This is a genomic window from Clostridium tetanomorphum (assembly GCF_017873215.1).
Classification (GTDB): Bacteria; Bacillota; Clostridia; order Clostridiales; family Clostridiaceae; genus Clostridium_AO; species Clostridium_AO tetanomorphum.
Genome location: NZ_JAGGKA010000034.1, coordinates 1 through 17,948 on the forward strand (window position 1 = coordinate 1; position 17,948 = coordinate 17,948).

15 protein-coding genes are annotated in these 17,948 nt (G+C 29.7%); all 15 read right to left on the minus strand.

Annotated elements, in window-relative coordinates:
- Nucleotides 1-131 precede the first annotated feature (131 nt).
- Nucleotides 132-548, minus strand: coding sequence for a MaoC family dehydratase (locus tag J2Z24_RS20120; RefSeq protein WP_035147643.1), 417 nt, complete (start codon nucleotides 546-548; stop codon nucleotides 132-134).
- 26 nt (nucleotides 549-574) lie between these two features.
- Complete coding sequence (locus J2Z24_RS20125) at nucleotides 575-1,945, minus strand: GntP family permease (RefSeq protein WP_206538603.1); 1,371 nt, start codon at nucleotides 1,943-1,945, stop codon at nucleotides 575-577.
- A 14-nt stretch (nucleotides 1,946-1,959) separates the two neighbouring features.
- Complete coding sequence (locus J2Z24_RS20130; protein WP_207714638.1) at nucleotides 1,960-3,528, minus strand: acyl CoA:acetate/3-ketoacid CoA transferase; 1,569 nt, start codon at nucleotides 3,526-3,528, stop codon at nucleotides 1,960-1,962.
- 284 nt (nucleotides 3,529-3,812) lie between these two features.
- Nucleotides 3,813-5,255 carry a sigma-54 interaction domain-containing protein gene (locus J2Z24_RS20135; RefSeq protein WP_085059045.1) on the minus strand — a complete coding sequence of 481 codons (1,443 nt, stop codon included), beginning with the start codon at nucleotides 5,253-5,255 and terminating at the stop codon, nucleotides 3,813-3,815.
- 66 nt (nucleotides 5,256-5,321) lie between these two features.
- Nucleotides 5,322-5,927: a DNA-3-methyladenine glycosylase gene (locus J2Z24_RS20140; protein WP_035147639.1), complete on the minus strand. Its 606-nt coding sequence runs from the start codon at nucleotides 5,925-5,927 to the stop codon at nucleotides 5,322-5,324.
- Nucleotides 5,928-6,059: 132 nt separating this feature from the next.
- On the minus strand, nucleotides 6,060-7,127 hold the full coding sequence (locus J2Z24_RS20145; protein ID WP_035147638.1) for a mannose-1-phosphate guanylyltransferase: 1,068 nt from the start codon (nucleotides 7,125-7,127) through the stop codon (nucleotides 6,060-6,062).
- Between the two features lie 270 nt (nucleotides 7,128-7,397).
- A complete protein-coding gene (locus J2Z24_RS20150) occupies nucleotides 7,398-8,297 on the minus strand; it encodes a glycine betaine ABC transporter substrate-binding protein (RefSeq protein ID WP_035147637.1) in 900 nt (299 codons plus the stop codon).
- 34 nt (nucleotides 8,298-8,331) lie between these two features.
- Nucleotides 8,332-9,153 (minus strand): ABC transporter permease, encoded by an 822-nt coding sequence (locus J2Z24_RS20155; RefSeq protein ID WP_035147635.1) that lies wholly within the window; start codon nucleotides 9,151-9,153, stop codon nucleotides 8,332-8,334.
- 10 nt (nucleotides 9,154-9,163) lie between these two features.
- The gene (locus J2Z24_RS20160; RefSeq protein ID WP_035147633.1) at nucleotides 9,164-10,339 is read right to left on the minus strand and encodes a quaternary amine ABC transporter ATP-binding protein; all 1,176 of its coding nucleotides are present in this window, start codon (nucleotides 10,337-10,339) and stop codon (nucleotides 9,164-9,166) included.
- A 236-nt stretch (nucleotides 10,340-10,575) separates the two neighbouring features.
- Nucleotides 10,576-11,205, minus strand: a complete 630-nt coding sequence (locus tag J2Z24_RS20165) for a GntR family transcriptional regulator (protein ID WP_035147631.1) — start codon at nucleotides 11,203-11,205, stop codon at nucleotides 10,576-10,578.
- A gap of 148 nt (nucleotides 11,206-11,353) precedes the next feature.
- Nucleotides 11,354-12,595 carry a PTS transporter subunit IIC gene (locus J2Z24_RS20170; RefSeq protein ID WP_035147630.1) on the minus strand — a complete coding sequence of 414 codons (1,242 nt, stop codon included), beginning with the start codon at nucleotides 12,593-12,595 and terminating at the stop codon, nucleotides 11,354-11,356.
- A 2-nt stretch (nucleotides 12,596-12,597) separates the two neighbouring features.
- Nucleotides 12,598-12,879: a PTS sugar transporter subunit IIB gene (locus J2Z24_RS20175; RefSeq protein ID WP_035147628.1), complete on the minus strand. Its 282-nt coding sequence runs from the start codon at nucleotides 12,877-12,879 to the stop codon at nucleotides 12,598-12,600.
- A complete protein-coding gene (locus J2Z24_RS20180; protein WP_242990721.1) occupies nucleotides 12,873-14,972 on the minus strand; it encodes a BglG family transcription antiterminator in 2,100 nt (699 codons plus the stop codon). The genes J2Z24_RS20175 and J2Z24_RS20180 overlap by 7 nt, the downstream gene beginning before the upstream one ends.
- 157 nt (nucleotides 14,973-15,129) lie before the next feature.
- The gene (locus tag J2Z24_RS20185; protein WP_035147627.1) at nucleotides 15,130-16,203 is read right to left on the minus strand and encodes an ABC transporter ATP-binding protein; all 1,074 of its coding nucleotides are present in this window, start codon (nucleotides 16,201-16,203) and stop codon (nucleotides 15,130-15,132) included.
- A gap of 11 nt (nucleotides 16,204-16,214) precedes the next feature.
- The gene (locus J2Z24_RS20190; protein ID WP_035147625.1) at nucleotides 16,215-17,897 is read right to left on the minus strand and encodes an ABC transporter permease; all 1,683 of its coding nucleotides are present in this window, start codon (nucleotides 17,895-17,897) and stop codon (nucleotides 16,215-16,217) included.
- Between the last annotated feature and the right edge of the window lie 51 nt (nucleotides 17,898-17,948).

The window sequence follows — 17,948 nt, forward strand, 5'->3', positions numbered from 1 at the left end:
TTGGCTTTACTTCATTTTCAGCAAATTCTCTAACCATTTGTTTTACAAATTCTTGTTCTCTAGTTAATGCAAAATTCATTTACCTTTACCTCCTAATTTTATTGTTAATTAATTAACTAAATTCTACATATTTAGGCCTTTGGTGGCATAACTAAAGCTTCACCTGAAATAACTATTTTGCCTTCTTGATTGCTACATGTAGTCTTTAATTTAATCCTATTTTTCTCACTAATTATTTCTATCACTTCCACTTCTGCTCTTACAGTATCGCCAATTTTTACCGGAGCAACAAATTTTAGTTCCTGTCCTAAATATATTGTACCTGGTCCAGGTAACTGCATTCCTAAAACTGCTGAAATTAATCCTGATACTAAAATTCCATGTGCAATTCTACCTTTAAATATAGTTTTTTCTGATTTCACCTGATTTATGTGTGCTGGGTTTAAATCTCCACTTATTCCCGCAAATAAATATACATCTGTTTCACTTATAGTCTTTTCTACAAATGCTTTATCTCCAACTTTTAGATCATTTATTGTCTTTCCCATTAATAACACCTCTCTATTTTTAACATTTACACTATTCCAAAACTAGCTGCAATTATACATACTATTGTAGCTGCAACTGGAATTATTACAGTACACATACCTATATCTACATATGATTCTTTATGTGTAAGACCTGTTATCCCTAATAAAGTTATTACCGCTCCATTATGTGGAAGTGTATCAAATCCTCCACATGCAATAGCTGCTATTCTATGAAATGCTTCTGGGTTGATTCCAAGGACCACAGCTTTTTGCATATATATATCCCCTAACGCTCCAAGTGCTATGCTCATTCCTCCTGAAGCTGATCCAGTTATACCAGCTAATATACTGGTTGAAAATGATAAAGAAATTAAAGGGGTTCCTGGTATTGCAAGTATTGCTGATTTAATTAATGCAAAAGCTCCCAATGCTTTAATAACATTCCCATATCCAACTTCTGATGAAGTATTAGCTATAGCTAATAATGAACCAATAGCTCCATCATTAATAGTCTTTATTACACTTTTAAAATTCTTTCTCATTAAAATTATTGCAAGTACTATTGATATAATTAGTGCAACAATTAAGCTCCAAAGTCCTTTTACTTTATCTACAGACGTTCCATATTTTTTAAGATATTCTCCCGGCATATTTCCAAAATATCTACCTAATATATAGTTCAATACCAATACTACTACTATAGGAGCAATAGCCACAAATATATTAGGAAGCTTAGATTCATCTAATGTTTCAAGCTTTTCTTCTTTATGATTTCCATATCCTTCTCCAGCAGCAGCTGCCTTCTTAGCTCTTCCATTAAGCCACATCATACCTAAGGTAAACATTACAATCGAAGCAATTACACCTAACACAGGTGCTGCCCAAGCAGTTGTTCCAAAATAAGTCATTGGTATAGCATTTTGAATCTGAGGACTTCCTGGTAAGGCTGTCATAGTAAAAGTAAATGCTCCTAACGCTATAGATCCAGGTACAAGTCTTTTAGGCAAATTAGCTTCTTTAAACAGTTCAACTGCTATAGGATATACGGCAAAGGCAACAACAAATAGAGAAACTCCACCATATGTTAATACCGCACAGGATAACACTACTGCCAATATAGCTTTATCTTTTCCAAGTTTATTTGCTATAAAGTTTGCAATTGATTTAGCTGCTCCTGAATCATCCATTACTTTTCCAAACACTGCTCCCAACAGGAATAGCGGAAAATAGGTCTTTGCATATCCAGCAAAATCTTTCATAAATATTTCTGTATAAGTTACAAGTAAAGGAAGATCTCCTGAAAATAAAACTGCAAGTAGTGCTAATACTGGAGCTAAAATTAAAACTGTAATCCCTCTATAAGCCAAATACATTAATAAGACTAGTGAAATTATAATACCTATAACACCTAACATAATTTTTCTCCCTTCTATACTTTTATTTGGTTAATTTTAATTCCCATAATTTCATCTTTAAATATTCTTTTATCCATAATCTTAAGTTCTCCATCTATTATTGGCTTAAAGTCCATACACCCTAAAATATCTTTTTGTAAATCAACTCCTGGAGCTATTTCTGTTAGAACTAGTCCTTCTTCTTTTAACTCAAATACTGCTCTTTCAGTTATATATATAACTTGTTGTCCTACTTCTCTTGCATAATCTCCACTAAAGGTTATCTGTTCAACATTCTCAACAAACTTTTTAGCTTTCCCTTCCTTTTCAATAATAAGTTTTCCATTTTCAGTTTTTACCTTTAATCCACCTGCTGTAAAGGTTCCACAGTATACAACCTTCTTTGAATTTTGCGTAATATTAATAAATCCCCCACATCCAGCTATTTTAGGACCAAATTTACTTACATTAATATTTCCTTTTTTATCACATTGAGCTAAACCTAAAAAAGCTATATCAAGGCCCCCTCCATCATAAAAATCAAATTGATATGGTTGATCTAAAATACACTCAGCATTTACAGAAGCTCCAAAACTTAATCCACTTGCAGGTACTCCCCCTATTGGTCCAGCTTCTACCGTTAAAGTCATAATGTCTCCAATTCCCTCTTCATTAGCTACTGCTGCAACTCCTTCTGGCACTCCAATTCCTAAGTTTACTACAGCATTTGCAGTAAGCTCCATAGCTGCTCTTCTTGATATTATTTTTCTTTCATCTAATGTCATTGGTTTTACAAGATCTAAAGGAATCTTTATTTCACCACAATATGAAGGATTAAAACTTTCTGAAAAGGTCTGCATATGATTAACAGGTTGAGCTACTACTACAGCATCTACATATATACCTGGAATTTTAACTAACTTAGCATCTAAGCTTCCAGCCTTAACTATAGACTCAACCTGAGCTATTACTATTCCTCCTGAATTTTTAGCTGCTTGAGCTATTGATACTGCTTCTAAAGTGGCGGCTTCTTTTTCAAAGGATAAATTTCCCTTTTCATCAGCATAAGTAGCTCTTATTATACTAACGTCAACAGGAAATGCCTTATATAATAGTCTTTCTTTATCATCTATAGTGACAACCTTTACAATATCCTCCTTAGTCATATCGTTTAATCTTCCACCTTCAACTCTAGGATCTACAAAAGTTTTAAGTCCAACATGAGTTATTACTCCTACCTTTTTTGCTGCTATATCTCTAAACAAGTGTGAGATTACTCCTTGTGGAAGATTATAAGCTTGTACCTTGTTCTCTAAGGCTAATTTTTGAAGCCTAGGAGCCAACCCCCAGTGTCCTCCTATTACCTTTGACACTAATCCTTCATGTCCTAAATGATTTAAGCCTTTCTCTTTAGAATCTCCTTGTCCCGCAGCATAAACCAAAGTAAGATCTTTAGGAATTCCTGAATTAAAAAAGCTTCTTTCTATTTCAGATGTTATTTCTTCTGGATGACCAGTTCCTATAAAACCTCCTATAGCAACAGTACTCCCATTCTTGATCATTTTAACTGCTTCTTCAGCAGTTTTCACTTTATTCACAAACATTTCCTCCCTCCTATATTCACTACGAATCTACATTTTTATTAATAGCAATAACTGTGCCAATATAAAAAATGACTTTACTTTATTCTAGCAAACCCATTGGTTCATCTAGATTTCATGGATTCACAAATAAAATAATATGAAAGTTTATAAATTTATTTAACAAGTAATTTGTAAACTTAACCTTACACTTTTCAAAAAATCAAAAAAAAATGTACTGATAAACGTACATTTTTAAAATAAACGTAAAAATATGTACAGTTTTCAGTACACCTTATACAGATTAATCAAAATTTTAAAAATATTTTATGTTTATTTATTTTCTCATATAATGTGGTTCGACTTATTCCTAAAGTTTTAGCTGCTTTTAATTTGTTTCCACTACAAGCTTTTATTGCGTTAATTATAGCATTTCTCTCTGCTTCACTTATTATGTCCTCAAGCTTAGAAACATTTATATTCTTCTGAATGCCAGTTATTTCTTTAGGTAAATGCTTAGGTAACAATACCTCATTGTTATCCTCCATTATATTTATGGCTCTTTCTATTGCATTTTCTAACTGCCTCACATTTCCTTCCCACCTATAATTCTTTAAATATTCTAACGCTTCATCTGAGATTTCGCATTCTATTCTATTCAATTTTTTAGATATTTTACTACTTAGAAATTTTGCTAATAATATAATATCTTCTTTTCTCTCTCTTAATGGAGGAATCTTTATTGTAACTACATTGAGTCTATAATATAAATCTGCTCTAAACTTTCCCTCCTTTATCATATGCTCAAGGTCTTGGTTTGTAGCTGCAATAATTCTTATATCAATATTCTTAGGTGAGATAGCACCTACTCTCTCAACTTCCTTCTCTTGTAATACTCTTAAAAGTTTTACTTGCATATGTAATGGCATATCTCCAATTTCATCTAAGAAAATAGTTCCTCCATCTGCTAATTCAAATTTCCCCATTTTACCTTCTTTTTTTGCACCTGTAAATGCTCCTTTTTCATATCCAAATAATTCAGATTCTAATAAATCAGACGGAATTGCTGCACAATTAACTTTAATAAAATGTCCATATACTCTGTTACTGTTTTTATGTATAGCATGAGCAAATAGTTCTTTTCCCGTACCACTTTCTCCAGTTAATAACACGTTAGAATCCGTAAGCGCTGCCTTTTTAGCTAATTTTTTAGCTTCCATAATTCCATCACCATTACCTACAATATCTGAAAATGAATATCTTGCACTATTTTGCTGCTGGATTTCTTCTTTATAATCTTCTAATTCTTTCTGAACTTTACTAAATTTTTTATAAAGAAAATCTAACTCTTTTACATTTCTAAAAAGTACTTTACCTACTGCTCCTTTTATCTCCCCATCAATAATAATAGGATTTCTGTTAGCTATCATATATTTACAACCTACTTTTTGTAATTGAGCCTCTTCCACTTTTCCTGTTTTCGCTATTATATGTAATCGAGTATTTTCAATTACCTCTGTAATATGCTTGCCTATGACTTCTTTATCATCTACTCCTAAAAAATCCGCATATGCTTTACTTATTGTATTAATATATCCATCCTTATTTACAATGACTACTCCCTCATAAGCCATATCTAATGCTATCCTTAACATTTCCGACCAGTTTCTTTCTTCAATTAGTTTTTTCTTCAGACTCTCATAATCAGTAATATTGTTAAAATCATATTTATCTTTATTTACGTTAATCATATTTCCCTCCTATAAATTAATTTCATTCTGTTAAGTTATATGAAAACGTTTTTGTTATAAGCGAATTTATTTTGATACATATTTATTACCTTCTATAAAAAATCTCCATGGATAATCTCTAGCTTCTTCAGCATAATCTATTCCAATTCTTTTTGAAACTCCTATATTAAATTTATCATTTTTAAAGTCCTCTATATAAATTATATCTCCACATAAATCTTTTCCATTAAATGATCTATTAATATCCATAGCTATGCATAGTTTAGAAGGTCCATTAGTTAAATTCATTTTTTCTCTTTTACTTAGTTCATCATAATTTTTATCAAATCTTCTATTACTCATAATATCTATACCTTCCAAAGGTTGTAAAGCTCTTATTAAGACTGCTTGCGGTATATCTTTTTCCCTAGTAACTACATTCATACAGTAATATAGACCATATATGAAATATACATAAGCAAATCCAGCATCTCCATACATAACTTCTACCCGTTTTGTTCTTCTCCCATTATAAGAATGTGCTGCTTTATCCATGGGTCCCATGTATGCTTCTACTTCTACTATTTTCCCTTTACATATTGCTCCTTTTTGTTTCGTCACTAGTACCTTACCTAGTAGCTCTCTTGCTACAGTAATTGTATCTCTATTATAAAATTCTCTTAATAATTTCATCCTTATCATTCCTTTTTCATAATTATATAAACCAATACCTTAAAAAATATTATATCATTAAAATAATATTTACATACAAAATAAAAAAAGTGCAACGCACTTTTTTAAAATATAAATTAACAGATAATTAATCTAAATATACTTACTTAATTCTTCACATTTCTTCAATTCATTTACTAAATGTTTTATTTCTTGATCTTTATTTTTATCCATTACCAAAATAACATCTTCAGCATCTACAATTATTAAGTCTTTTACTCCAAATCCAATGACCAATTTTTTATCGCTAAAAACTATACAATTATCACTTTCTTCCACAAAAGTATTTCCTATAACATTATTTCCTCGGAAATTTTTCAAAAATCTAGATAATGCCATAAAATTTCCAATATCATCCCATACAAATTCACATTTTATTACATAAGCTTTTCTTGTTTTCTGCATTATTCCAAAATCTACAGAAATGCCATCAATTAAATCATATTCTTCTCTTATTATTTCTTCTTCTTTTTCTGTTCCTATGCTAGCATATATATTCATCATGCTTTTATACATTCTGGGTAAATACTTTTCCATTTCCCTCAAATATACATCTGCTCTCCATACAAACATGCCACTATTCCATAAATAAGTACCTTTTGAAATTAAATCTTTTGCTACTTCTAAATTTGGTTTTTCCAAAAATCTTTCTACCTTATAAGATGCAATATGCCCATTTATTCTTTCCCCTATTTCTATATATCCATATCCTGTTTCTGGTCTTGTAGGTGAAACACCTATCGTTATTAATCCTCTTCTCCTATTTACTGTTTCTACTGCCTGATTTATAGTATCTATAAAAATTTTTTTATTTTCAATATAATGATCTGATGGAAGAACTATCATAGTTGCATCCTTATCTTTTTTTAATAGTTTTACTGCAGATAGACCTATACATGTAGCGGTCTCTTTATTAGCTGGTTCTAAAAAGATATTATCTTTACTTAATTCTGGTAACTCTTCATATATTTTATCTAAATATCTTTCATTAGTCACTACATATATATTTTCTTTATTAACTAATGGTTTTATCCTATCAACAGTATTTCTTAAAAAACTTTTATTATTTATTATTTTTAAAAATTGCTTTGGATTATCTTCTCTAGATAATGGATAAAGTCTTGTTCCTTTTCCACCTGCAAGAATTAGCGCATATAACAAAACCACCACTCCGTTTTATTGTTAATAACATAATATGAGAAATAAAGCTTAGTGGTGAATCAAAATTTAAAATGTATATTTAATTACCTAGTATTTCCTTGGTACATAGTGACTTTAGCATTATCTTTGTCATAACAGCTCTTATTTAGGCATAAAAAAAGACTATCTCAAAACACATATATATGCATTTTGAGAAGCCCTTTTTTCTTAACATAAGGAAAACTATGACTTTGTTTTCCAAAAATATTATATTAAACTATTATTTATATCTTATTTTTTAGGAATCCAACTATCTACCAATTTCTCATTCTTCTTCATCCACTCTTTTGCAACATCTAAAGCATCCTTATCACTGTTGTCTTTTATATCTCCCATAAGACTTCCTAATTGTTTATCATCCATTTTGAAATTCTTTAAAAATTGAGCCACTTCAGGCATTTCTTTTTCAAATCCTTTTCTAGCAATTGTATCAATATGTTCAGCTGCTCCAAAAATACCTTTTGGGTCTTCTAAAAACTTAAGATCCCAACGAGCAAATTTCCAATGAGGTTTCCATCCTGTTACAACAATAGATTCCTTATCATCCTGAGCTTTCTTAAGCATTGTAGTCATTGTTGCTCCGCTACCCTCAAGAAGCTCTAAATTCAATCCATACTCTTTTATAGCTTTCTTTGTAGTCTTCATTATTCCAGCACCTGGGTCTATTCCTATGATTTTTCCCTTTAATTTGTCCTTAATTCCATTTAAATCTTCTATACTATTTACATTCATATATTTAGGAACTACTAACCCTATTTTTGCATTCTCAAAATTTGTTCCCAAATTCTCTAATTTACCTTTATATTTTTCCATGTAATCTTTGTGCGTTACAGGAAGCCATCCATCTAAAAACACATCCATATCGCCATTAGCTAGTGAAGTAAATACCATTCCTGCTTCTCCCTGCTTTTTTTCAACCTCATAACCCATTTTTTCTTCTAGTATTGCTTCAACTAAATTAGTCATAGCTATTCCTTCTGCCCAATTAACATATCCTAAATTTACTTTTTCTTTTTTTTCCTTATTATCTGAATTTGTCTGGGCTGTCTTATTTCCACATCCAGCTAACATTCCTACCGTCAATACACCAATAAATACTAATGATATAATACTCTTTAACTTTTTATTCATTATTTTTCCCCCTTATTCACTATTAAACATTATTTTATTTAGCCTTACCTAATTGTTGTGTAATTCTATCTAGAACCATTGCCAATATTACAACAGCAAGTCCACTTTCAAATCCTGAACCTACTTCCATTTGTGTTATTCCATTGTATACTTCTCTACCTAGTCCACCTGCACCTATCATAGCTGAGATAACAACCATTGAAAGGGAAAGCATTATGGTTTGATTAACTCCTGCTAATATAGTTGGTAATGCAATTGGTAACTGCACCTTATATAGCATTTGATTTTTTGTAGATCCAAATGACTTAGCAGCTTCTATAACATCTTCTGGAACTTGCCTAATACCTAAGTTAGTAAGTCTAACCGCAGGTGGCATTGAGAAAATTACTGTAGCTATAGCTCCAGGAACTTTACCCATTCCAAAAAACAATACAGCAGGAATTAAATATACAAAGGCTGGCATTGTTTGCATAAAATCAAGTATTGGTCTTAAAACCTTGTTAACTTTATCACGTCTAGCTGCACAAATTCCAAGTGGTATCCCTATAATTAAAGAAATAAGTGCAGAAATCAAAATAAGTGATAGTGTCATCATAGTTTGAGGCCATAATTCCATAGAATCAATAAACAATAATCCTATCAGAGTAAAAATAGCTGTCTTTTTACCAGCAAGTTTAAAAGCAATTAAAACAAAAGCTATTATTATTACTATGCTGGGCACCGCTAAAAGTCCTTTTTCTAACCCTTCTATAAGAGTTTCATTAATTAACTTTATAAAATCAAAGAAAGGAGAAATATTATCTTTTAGCCAATCAATTATAAACTCAATGTAAGGTCCTATGTGTAGTGTAATCATTCTAATCCTCCTATCCAGCAATTCCAGCAATTATTGTAGATCTTTTTATAATTCCAAGAATTGTATTTTCTTTATCTATAACTACAATTGGATACTTGGTATCTACAGCTACTGATAATAATTCTGCAATTGGTACATCCTCCGATGTTTTAGGAACTTCCCTTATAACAATATCATTTATACTTTTAACGTCTTTTTTGGAAAGTTCTATTGCATCATCAATTGTTATAATTCCTTTTAGTTTTCTATCTTTATCTGTTACATAAATACTAGAAATCCCCTCTTCCTTCATCATCCTTACAGCTGTTTTAGGTCCATCTTTCTCAAGGATTATAGCTTTAGCATTTTCCATAATAGTTGATGCTGTAATAACCTTTGTCCTATCTACATCTTGTACAAATTTCCTTACATATTCACCAGATGGATTAGTTAATATGTCTTCAGGTGTTCCTATTTGCTCTACTACTCCATCTTTCATTATTGCTATTCTATCTCCAAGTCTTAAAGCTTCATCTAAATCATGAGTTATAAATATAATTGTTTTTCGCATTTTAGATTGAAGTTGAAGCATTTCTTCTTGCATCTCTTTACGAATTAAAGGGTCTAACGCACTAAACGCTTCATCCATAAGTAAAACTTCTGGATCTGTAGCCAATGCCCTAGCTAGTCCAACTCTTTGTTTCATTCCTCCGCTCAATTCACTTGGCATACTCTCCTCATACCCTTTAAGTCCTACTAATTCTAAAGCTTTATATGCTTTCTCCTTTCTTACCTTAGTATCTATTCCCTGCACCTCTAATCCATACTCAACATTACTGCAAATAGTTCTATGAGGAAATAATGCGAAATTTTGAAATACCATAGCTATTTTTTTACGTCTAATCTCACGAAGCTTTTCTTCATTAGACTTCAATATATCTTCTCCATCAATTAGTATCTCTCCACTAGTTGGATCTATAAGTCTATTTAAACACCTTATTAATGTTGACTTTCCACTTCCCGATAAACCCATAACTACAAAAAATTCTCCCCTATTTACCTTAAAGCTAACATTATTTACTCCAACAGAATTACCTGTCTTCTTATATATTTCATTTTTAGTCATGCCTTTTTCTAAAAGTGGAATAACCTTTTTAGGATTTCGTCCAAAAACTTTATATAAATTATTTATTTCTATCTCTGCCATACTTACCTCCTTAAATTACATTATCTTCTTTAGTACCTAACATTATAATCATTCCAACAATCTCAACAACTTAATGAAGTTGTAACTAGTAACAATCTTAATTTATCATATAAATTGCTACTTTGTCAAATGATAATTGTAAATTTTATACATTTTTTCTGCTATAATACTTAATTTTCTAGTTATTTTTTGAAAATAAAAAATACCAATCTATACAAATTGGTATTTTAACTTCACTATTCTATATCATTTTCTAAGTATTTTTTTATTCTATGAAATAAATTTTCATCTCCAACAACTAAAATTTTGTCACCTTTTTTAAACTCTAGATAAGGTCCAGGTGATATAAGTATTTCTTCTTTTCTTTTTACACCAACTATCGTTCCCCCAGTATTATGCCAAAACTCACTTTCTCCAATAGTTTTACCCAATATATGAGATTCTTTTGGAATTTCAACTTCTATAGGTTCTACTAAATCTGTGTTTTTAAATCTATAGGAATAATCCATAATCTTTTCATTTACATCTTGTATCTGTTTTTCTATGTTCCTTCTATCTTCTAGCAACTTCTTCATAGAACATCTAAGCATACCTATACTTTCTTTTTCTTTGAAACTTTCAACAAACTTATATGCCTTCTCAGGGGCCTTAATAATAACTCCACTTCCTTTATTTACATCAACTACCCCTTTATCCTCTAGTAACTTCATAGACTTTCTTATTGTCTCTGGAGAAACATTATATTCACTTGCTAAAATTGATCTGCCCCTCAATTTTTTTCCTTCTAACAGTTCACCTTTATAAATTCTAGCAGCTACATCTACTGCTATTTTTACATATCTAGGCATTTCAATTCGTTCACTCATGTAGCAACCCTCCAAAATAACATTATAATCCTATTTGCATATAGATTATAACACAAATCAAGAAAATTATTTACTATAAATATTGTTTACCTAGAAAGCTAAATATTATATTTTTTATTAAGTCGAAATGAAAATTTAAAATATATACTTAATTACTCAATATTGCCTTTATTAAATTAAATAAAATAGCCAATATTCCAAAATCTGAATCTGCATAACAAGTTCTCATAAGCCCTATATGTGGTTGTAGTATAGGGAGAAAAACTACTGGTATAATTGTTATAATAATTCCATGTATTAATGCAGATAATATAGCTCCTCTTTTCTTTCCAGCAGAATATCCAAAGATACCAGCTATTCCTCCTGAAAAAAGATGCGTTGTTATTGAAGGAACTACTACAGGGCTTTTAAGTTTCATCTGAATCATTAAAGTAATAATTCCTCCTAATAAACTAACTATAAATCCTAACATCACCATCTCTGGATTATAAGTAAAAAATACTGCTCCATCCATGGCAGGCTTTGCATCTTTTATAAGTTTTTCAGCAATTCCTTTAAATGCATATAATATTTCATCTGTCATCATTCTAACGCCTAAAATTATTAAATAAAATGCTACAGTAAAATTTATGCTGTATTTAAATGCAATGTATATTTTATCTTTTTCACCTGTAAAATCATATAAAAACCCTTTATCCACATTAATAATAGCTAAAAAATATATTATAAACATACTTACGGCCATGAGTACATTACTATCTCTCATAAATGAAACTTTCCTTTTTGGTATCTCTTCTTCTTTGGAATTTTTAAATATTAATGCACTTACTCCTCCAATAAAACAAGCAAAACTTCCAAAATGCGCAAGTCCTATATCATCTCTATTTGTTATATTTTTTATAAACTTGGCAGTTATATATGGACAAAAACTCATAAAGAATCCTAAATATATCCCTGCAGTCCATATTAATATATATGTTGGCTTATCATTTATTAATAAAGCTAACATTCCTGACATATATAATATGTAATAACCATTTATAAATATATATTTTAATTTACTAAACTTAGCAATTATTATGTTTGAAGCCATAGCTATTATCATAATAAACAAAGCATTTTTACCATTATAGTTTCCTGTTAAACTAAACATAGTTTCATTACTAGGAATTATATCAAACACGTGAAGAGCTCTTCTTATAACTAAGCTCAACACACTTAAAGTATTTATAGCCATATTAGAACCTAAAACTATAATGCTATATCCCATACTTCCCTTAACTATAGAAACAAATATATTTTTAATATTTTTCCTTTGTATAATCAGTCCTAAAGTTATTATACAGACTAATATTATATCAGTTCTCATTAATCCATCTAGGATATCCATAATTATATTCCTCTACTCTTTAAATAGCTGGTCAATTTATCACTAAGTTCTTCTTTATCTAATAAATCTTCTAATTCAATTTTCTCTATATTCTTTTTATCTACATTAAAATTAATATCTTCTGAGCATATATATATATCTGGTTCATAAAATTCTGCAGTAGTTATGTCACATCTTAATACATTATATTTTATATTGCTATCTTTGAAATACATTCTTACATTAGACTCTATTATAAAACTACTTCCCAATCCCAAACTACATACTACTACAATATTCAGCATCCCTTTTCCTCCTTATACTGCAGTAACAAAGAAACAATTTCTTCTTCATTTCTACATTCAAGTAATTTTCTTAAATTACTCCTATTAGTTATAAATGTTGTTATCTCTTCTAAGGCCTTTAAATGTTCCTTATTATTCTTTGTTCCAAAACTAATTATTAAACTCACAGGATCATGTTTCTTATGTCCAAATCTTACTGGCTCCTTCAATACAACCATAGAAAACCCTGTTTTATAAACACCATCCTCTGGCTTGGCATGTGGTAATGCTATGCCATTAGATATAACAATATATGGACCATTCTTGCCTTTTCTACTTATGCCAGCTATTAAATTGTTTACATAGTTTCCATTCACATAACCTTCATCTTGTAAAAGTTTCCCTGATATCTTTATTGCTTCTTCTGGAGTATCAACTTTTACTCCTACTCTAATGAAGTCCTCTGTCAGCACATCCCATATATGTATAACTTCTGTCCCTTGTTCCCCTAATATATATTCTTTTAAATGCCTTTGAAGGGATTGAACATCATTTATTGTACAATATTGATCTATAATATTTAGTATGTCATCCATATTTACACCTTTCTCTCTAACCTTTGGGGTAAATATTTTAGATAACTCCTCTCTATCTTCTTTATTTATAAGAGGATTTACAACTATAACAGGCACATTAGCTTCTTTTACAGCTACAGTACTTATAACATAATCTATATCAAAGGTATTTCTAGATACAAATTGGTTATAGGAGATGATGTCTACAATTTCTATATCTTCATAATAGTTCTTAAGCTTACTAGCCAACAATTTTGAAGTACCTACTCCTGTGGAACAAAGTACTATTACTCTCTTTTTACAAGTACATCCTCTATTAACTTTTTCTATAGCAGCTACAAAATGAAGACATATATAAGATATCTCATCTCCACTAAGGGTTACATTAAATTCTTTATTTATAATTTCACTTATTTTTAAAGTAATATTATATAATCTTGTGTAAGATGTTTTAATATCATCTTTAAAACAATTTTTAATTTCTATATTATACTTTGCCCTATTTATAGCTGGCATTAAATGTACAAAAAGCCCATTAATTATTTCCTCTTTATTACTAAAAGCAACTCTTCCTTCTTCTTCAAACATGCTTACCATACTATGAATACAGTTAATTAGTTTATCTCTTTCTTTTAAGTTTGAAAATATATCGTCCTCTAAGAATTTAGTAGGATTTGCGCCTAAAAAATGCATAGAAATCCATATTACTTCCGTCTTGGGAATTACAATATTATATTTCTTAGACAATTCATTACAGAACTTTTTAGCCTGCTCATATTCAAAGGTTTCTGATATATAATCCATCTTTTCATATTCAATATCAACTATAAAATCCTGTTGAATTCTTTTTATCATAATGCATGTATTAATAATAATATTGTAAAATGCCACATCTGATAGGGATGTATTATTATCTTTCATAAACTCCACCAAAATTTCCCATATCTGTTTGATATCTATACCATAAAAATAATTCCATATCATTAAATCATATATGTCTTCCGGATATAATAATCCTTGTATTTTAGAATAATTATAACTTTCAAAAATAATGTCATATATAGTTCTTCTTTTTTGCAATTCCTTACCGACAATATAAATTCCTTTATTTCTTTTTCTTATTAATTCTATATTCCTATCAGCTAAATAACCTTCTCCTTCATCTAAATATTTTGATGCAGTTATTCTACTTACTCCTATAAAATTAGCTATTTCTTGTAATGTTCTAGAATAATGGCTTTTCATAAGATATAATATTAATCTATATTTATTACTAAACCCAAGATAATTCTTATAAATTGATTCTTTATTTGCTAACAAATCAATTTGCTTTCTTGTTAGGGATACCTTTAACCCTAAACCATATTTTTTTTCTATAGTTGGCATACCATTTTTTTTCAATACATAGTCAATATTATCTAAAGCATACCTTACAGTTCTTTCACTTATATTTGCATTCTTCGAAATTTCTTTTATTGTAATAAAATCTTGTGTTTCTACTAAATTCTGTAGTATCTTATATTCTACATCTTTGATCACAATATCACCTACTATTTTAATTATACAATACATCATAAAACTTAACATCATTTTCACGTTGTATAAAAATTTATTCTATAGCCTATCATTGTTATAAAAAAAGCAGTCTTTTCATATATGATATAAAAAAGACTGCTTAACTTCCAAACTATTCTATTTACTTTACTGGTATCAAATGTATACTATTTTCATCAATGTTAAGAAAAGCTGTTTGCCCCTCACTATATACTTTTTTATTTAAAGGATTATAATCTGTAAGCTTTATCTCTATATTGCCATACTTTAAATTATAATCTTGATAAGCTCCCATAAATACAGAAGATTTTACTCCTACTTCTATGTTCCCTTCTTCAAAAGATAATGCTTCTGGTCTAATTACAACCTTAACTTTGTCTTTTTTATTGAATTGTTTATGGGTTTTAACTTTAAATCTTTTATCAAAAAGATTTATATATACAAACTCTGATTCTATTTCTTCAATAAAAGAATCAAATATATTGGCAACTCCTATAAAATCAGCTACAAATTCTGAAGCAGGATTTTTATATATTTCTTGAGGCGTTCCTATTTGTTCTATTATTCCCTTATTCATTATTATTACTCTATCTGACATACTCATAGCTTCTGCTTGGTCATGAGTCACATATACACTAGTTATTCCAATCTTTTTTTGAATTTTTCTTATTTCAGTTCTCATATGAACTCTAAGTTTAGCATCTAAATTTGATAAAGGTTCATCAAATAGAAGAACTGATGGTTGCATAACAAGAGCTCTTGCCAAAGCTACTCTTTGTTGCTGACCTCCAGATAATTGATTAGGTGCTCTATTTTCTAAACCTGACAATCCTACAAGTTCCAATATAGTTTGGACACTTTTTCCTATATCCTTTGAAGGAAGTTTTTTAATTTTCAATCCATAAGCTATATTTTCAAATGTATTTAAATGTGGAAATAATGCGTAAGTTTGAAATACCATAGCGGTATCTCTTTTATCTGGTGTAAGACTATTAACCTTTTCATCTCCTATATATATGTCTCCACTTGTAGGCACTTCAAAACCAGCTATCATTCTCAAAGTTGTGGTTTTCCCACAGCCAGAAGGCCCTAAAAGAGTAACAAATTCACCTGGCTCTATCTTAACAGATACATTATCAACTGCAGTAAAAGTTTTTCCTTCATTTCCTTTATATATCTTTGTTATATTTTCTAATTTAACAAACTTTGAACTCATTGTAATTCCTCCTACATTTCTCTAGTTGAAGTTTTAATCCCTATTTTGCTTAACAAGAAATTCATTATTCCAACTACTGTCATAACTATAATTATTAATAAAGTAGAATATCCCGCTGCTACTCCTAATCTTCCAACATCAACTTGTGACATAATTGTTACTGTAAGTAAATTATAATTCGCAGATACTAAAAATATTACAGCACTAACAGCAGTCATGCTTCTTACAAAACTATATACAAGTCCACTAAAGAAAGCTGATTTAATTAAAGGAATAGTTACAGAAGTAAATACTTTTAATGAATTAGCACCAAGATCTTGAGCCGCTTCCTCTATTCCTGGATCTATTTGTTGTAATGAAGCCACTCCAGATCTTATTCCAACTGGCATACTTCTGAATATAAATGCTAATATAATAATTATAGATGTACCTGTCAATATTAAAGGCTTTTTATTATAAGCCAATACATATCCCATTCCTATTACAGTACCTGGTACAGCCATAGAAAGCATTGATACAAATTCTACCGCTCTTCTTCCTAAAAATTTCTTTCTTACTATTAAAAAAGCTATTATCATTCCCATAATTCCTGTTATAGGCATTGCTATCAAAGAAAGATAAGTAGTATCCATTAATGGCTTTAATCCTAAATTCATTATATATTTATAGTGTTTTAACGTAGGGGTATAGTCTATCCCCCATAAATTAACAAATGAACCATAAGGAATTAAAATATATAAAATCATTATAAATAAACAAATTAAATAACAAAGAGTTTCTATTGGAACTGTAATTGATTTTTCACTTATATAATCTCTCTGTCTTGACGGCTTTCCTGTAACTGTTACATAGGATTTATTTCCAACCCAATATTTTTGCAATACAAACATAATAATAGATATAGTTAAAAGCACTGTAGCTAAAGCTGTTCCACCTTTAAGATCATAGTTTCCCATTGCTTGTAAGTAGGTCTTTGCTGCTAAAGTTGTAAAGTTTCCTCCAATAACCATAGCATTACCGAAATCTGCAACGCTCTGAATAAATACTAATAAAAATGCATTAGCTATTCCTGGTCTTAATAATGGTAATATGATTGTCTTAAATATGTGTGCTCTTGAAGCTCCCATATTTCTTGCTGCTTCTTCATAAGATGGATCTATTTGTTTTAATAATCCTGCTAACACTAAATATGCTACAGGAAAAAATGTTAATACTTGTACAGCAGATAATCCCCAAAAACCATACACATTTGCATCTTTAATACCTAATATACTATAAGTTACAAAACCTCTTTGCCCAAATAACATTATAAAAGACATTGCAAGAGCAAAAGGGGGTGAAACAATAGGAAGTATTGTAAGTATATTAAATAGTTTTTTAAATTTTAGCTTTATATATGCATCTGCATAAGCAAATAAAAAACCTATTATTGTAGATACAAAACTTACAAATAATCCAAGAATTAATGTATTCATTAATACAGTTTTTGTCTCAGTTTGGCTAAGGACTTCTTTGTAATATTGAAGTGTTATTCCTCCCTTATTGCTTATAAAACTCTCTTTTAAAACTTCATATAATGGCCACAATATGAAAATCATAAGAGATATTATTACTAATATTATTATACTTAAAAGTATAGGATCTCTTATAATCTTTTTGGCATCATCTATTTCTGCTCTTATCTTATTATTCATATAATCACCTCTGCTTTTTATTAAAGCCCATCTTAAAAGATGGGCTTTAAT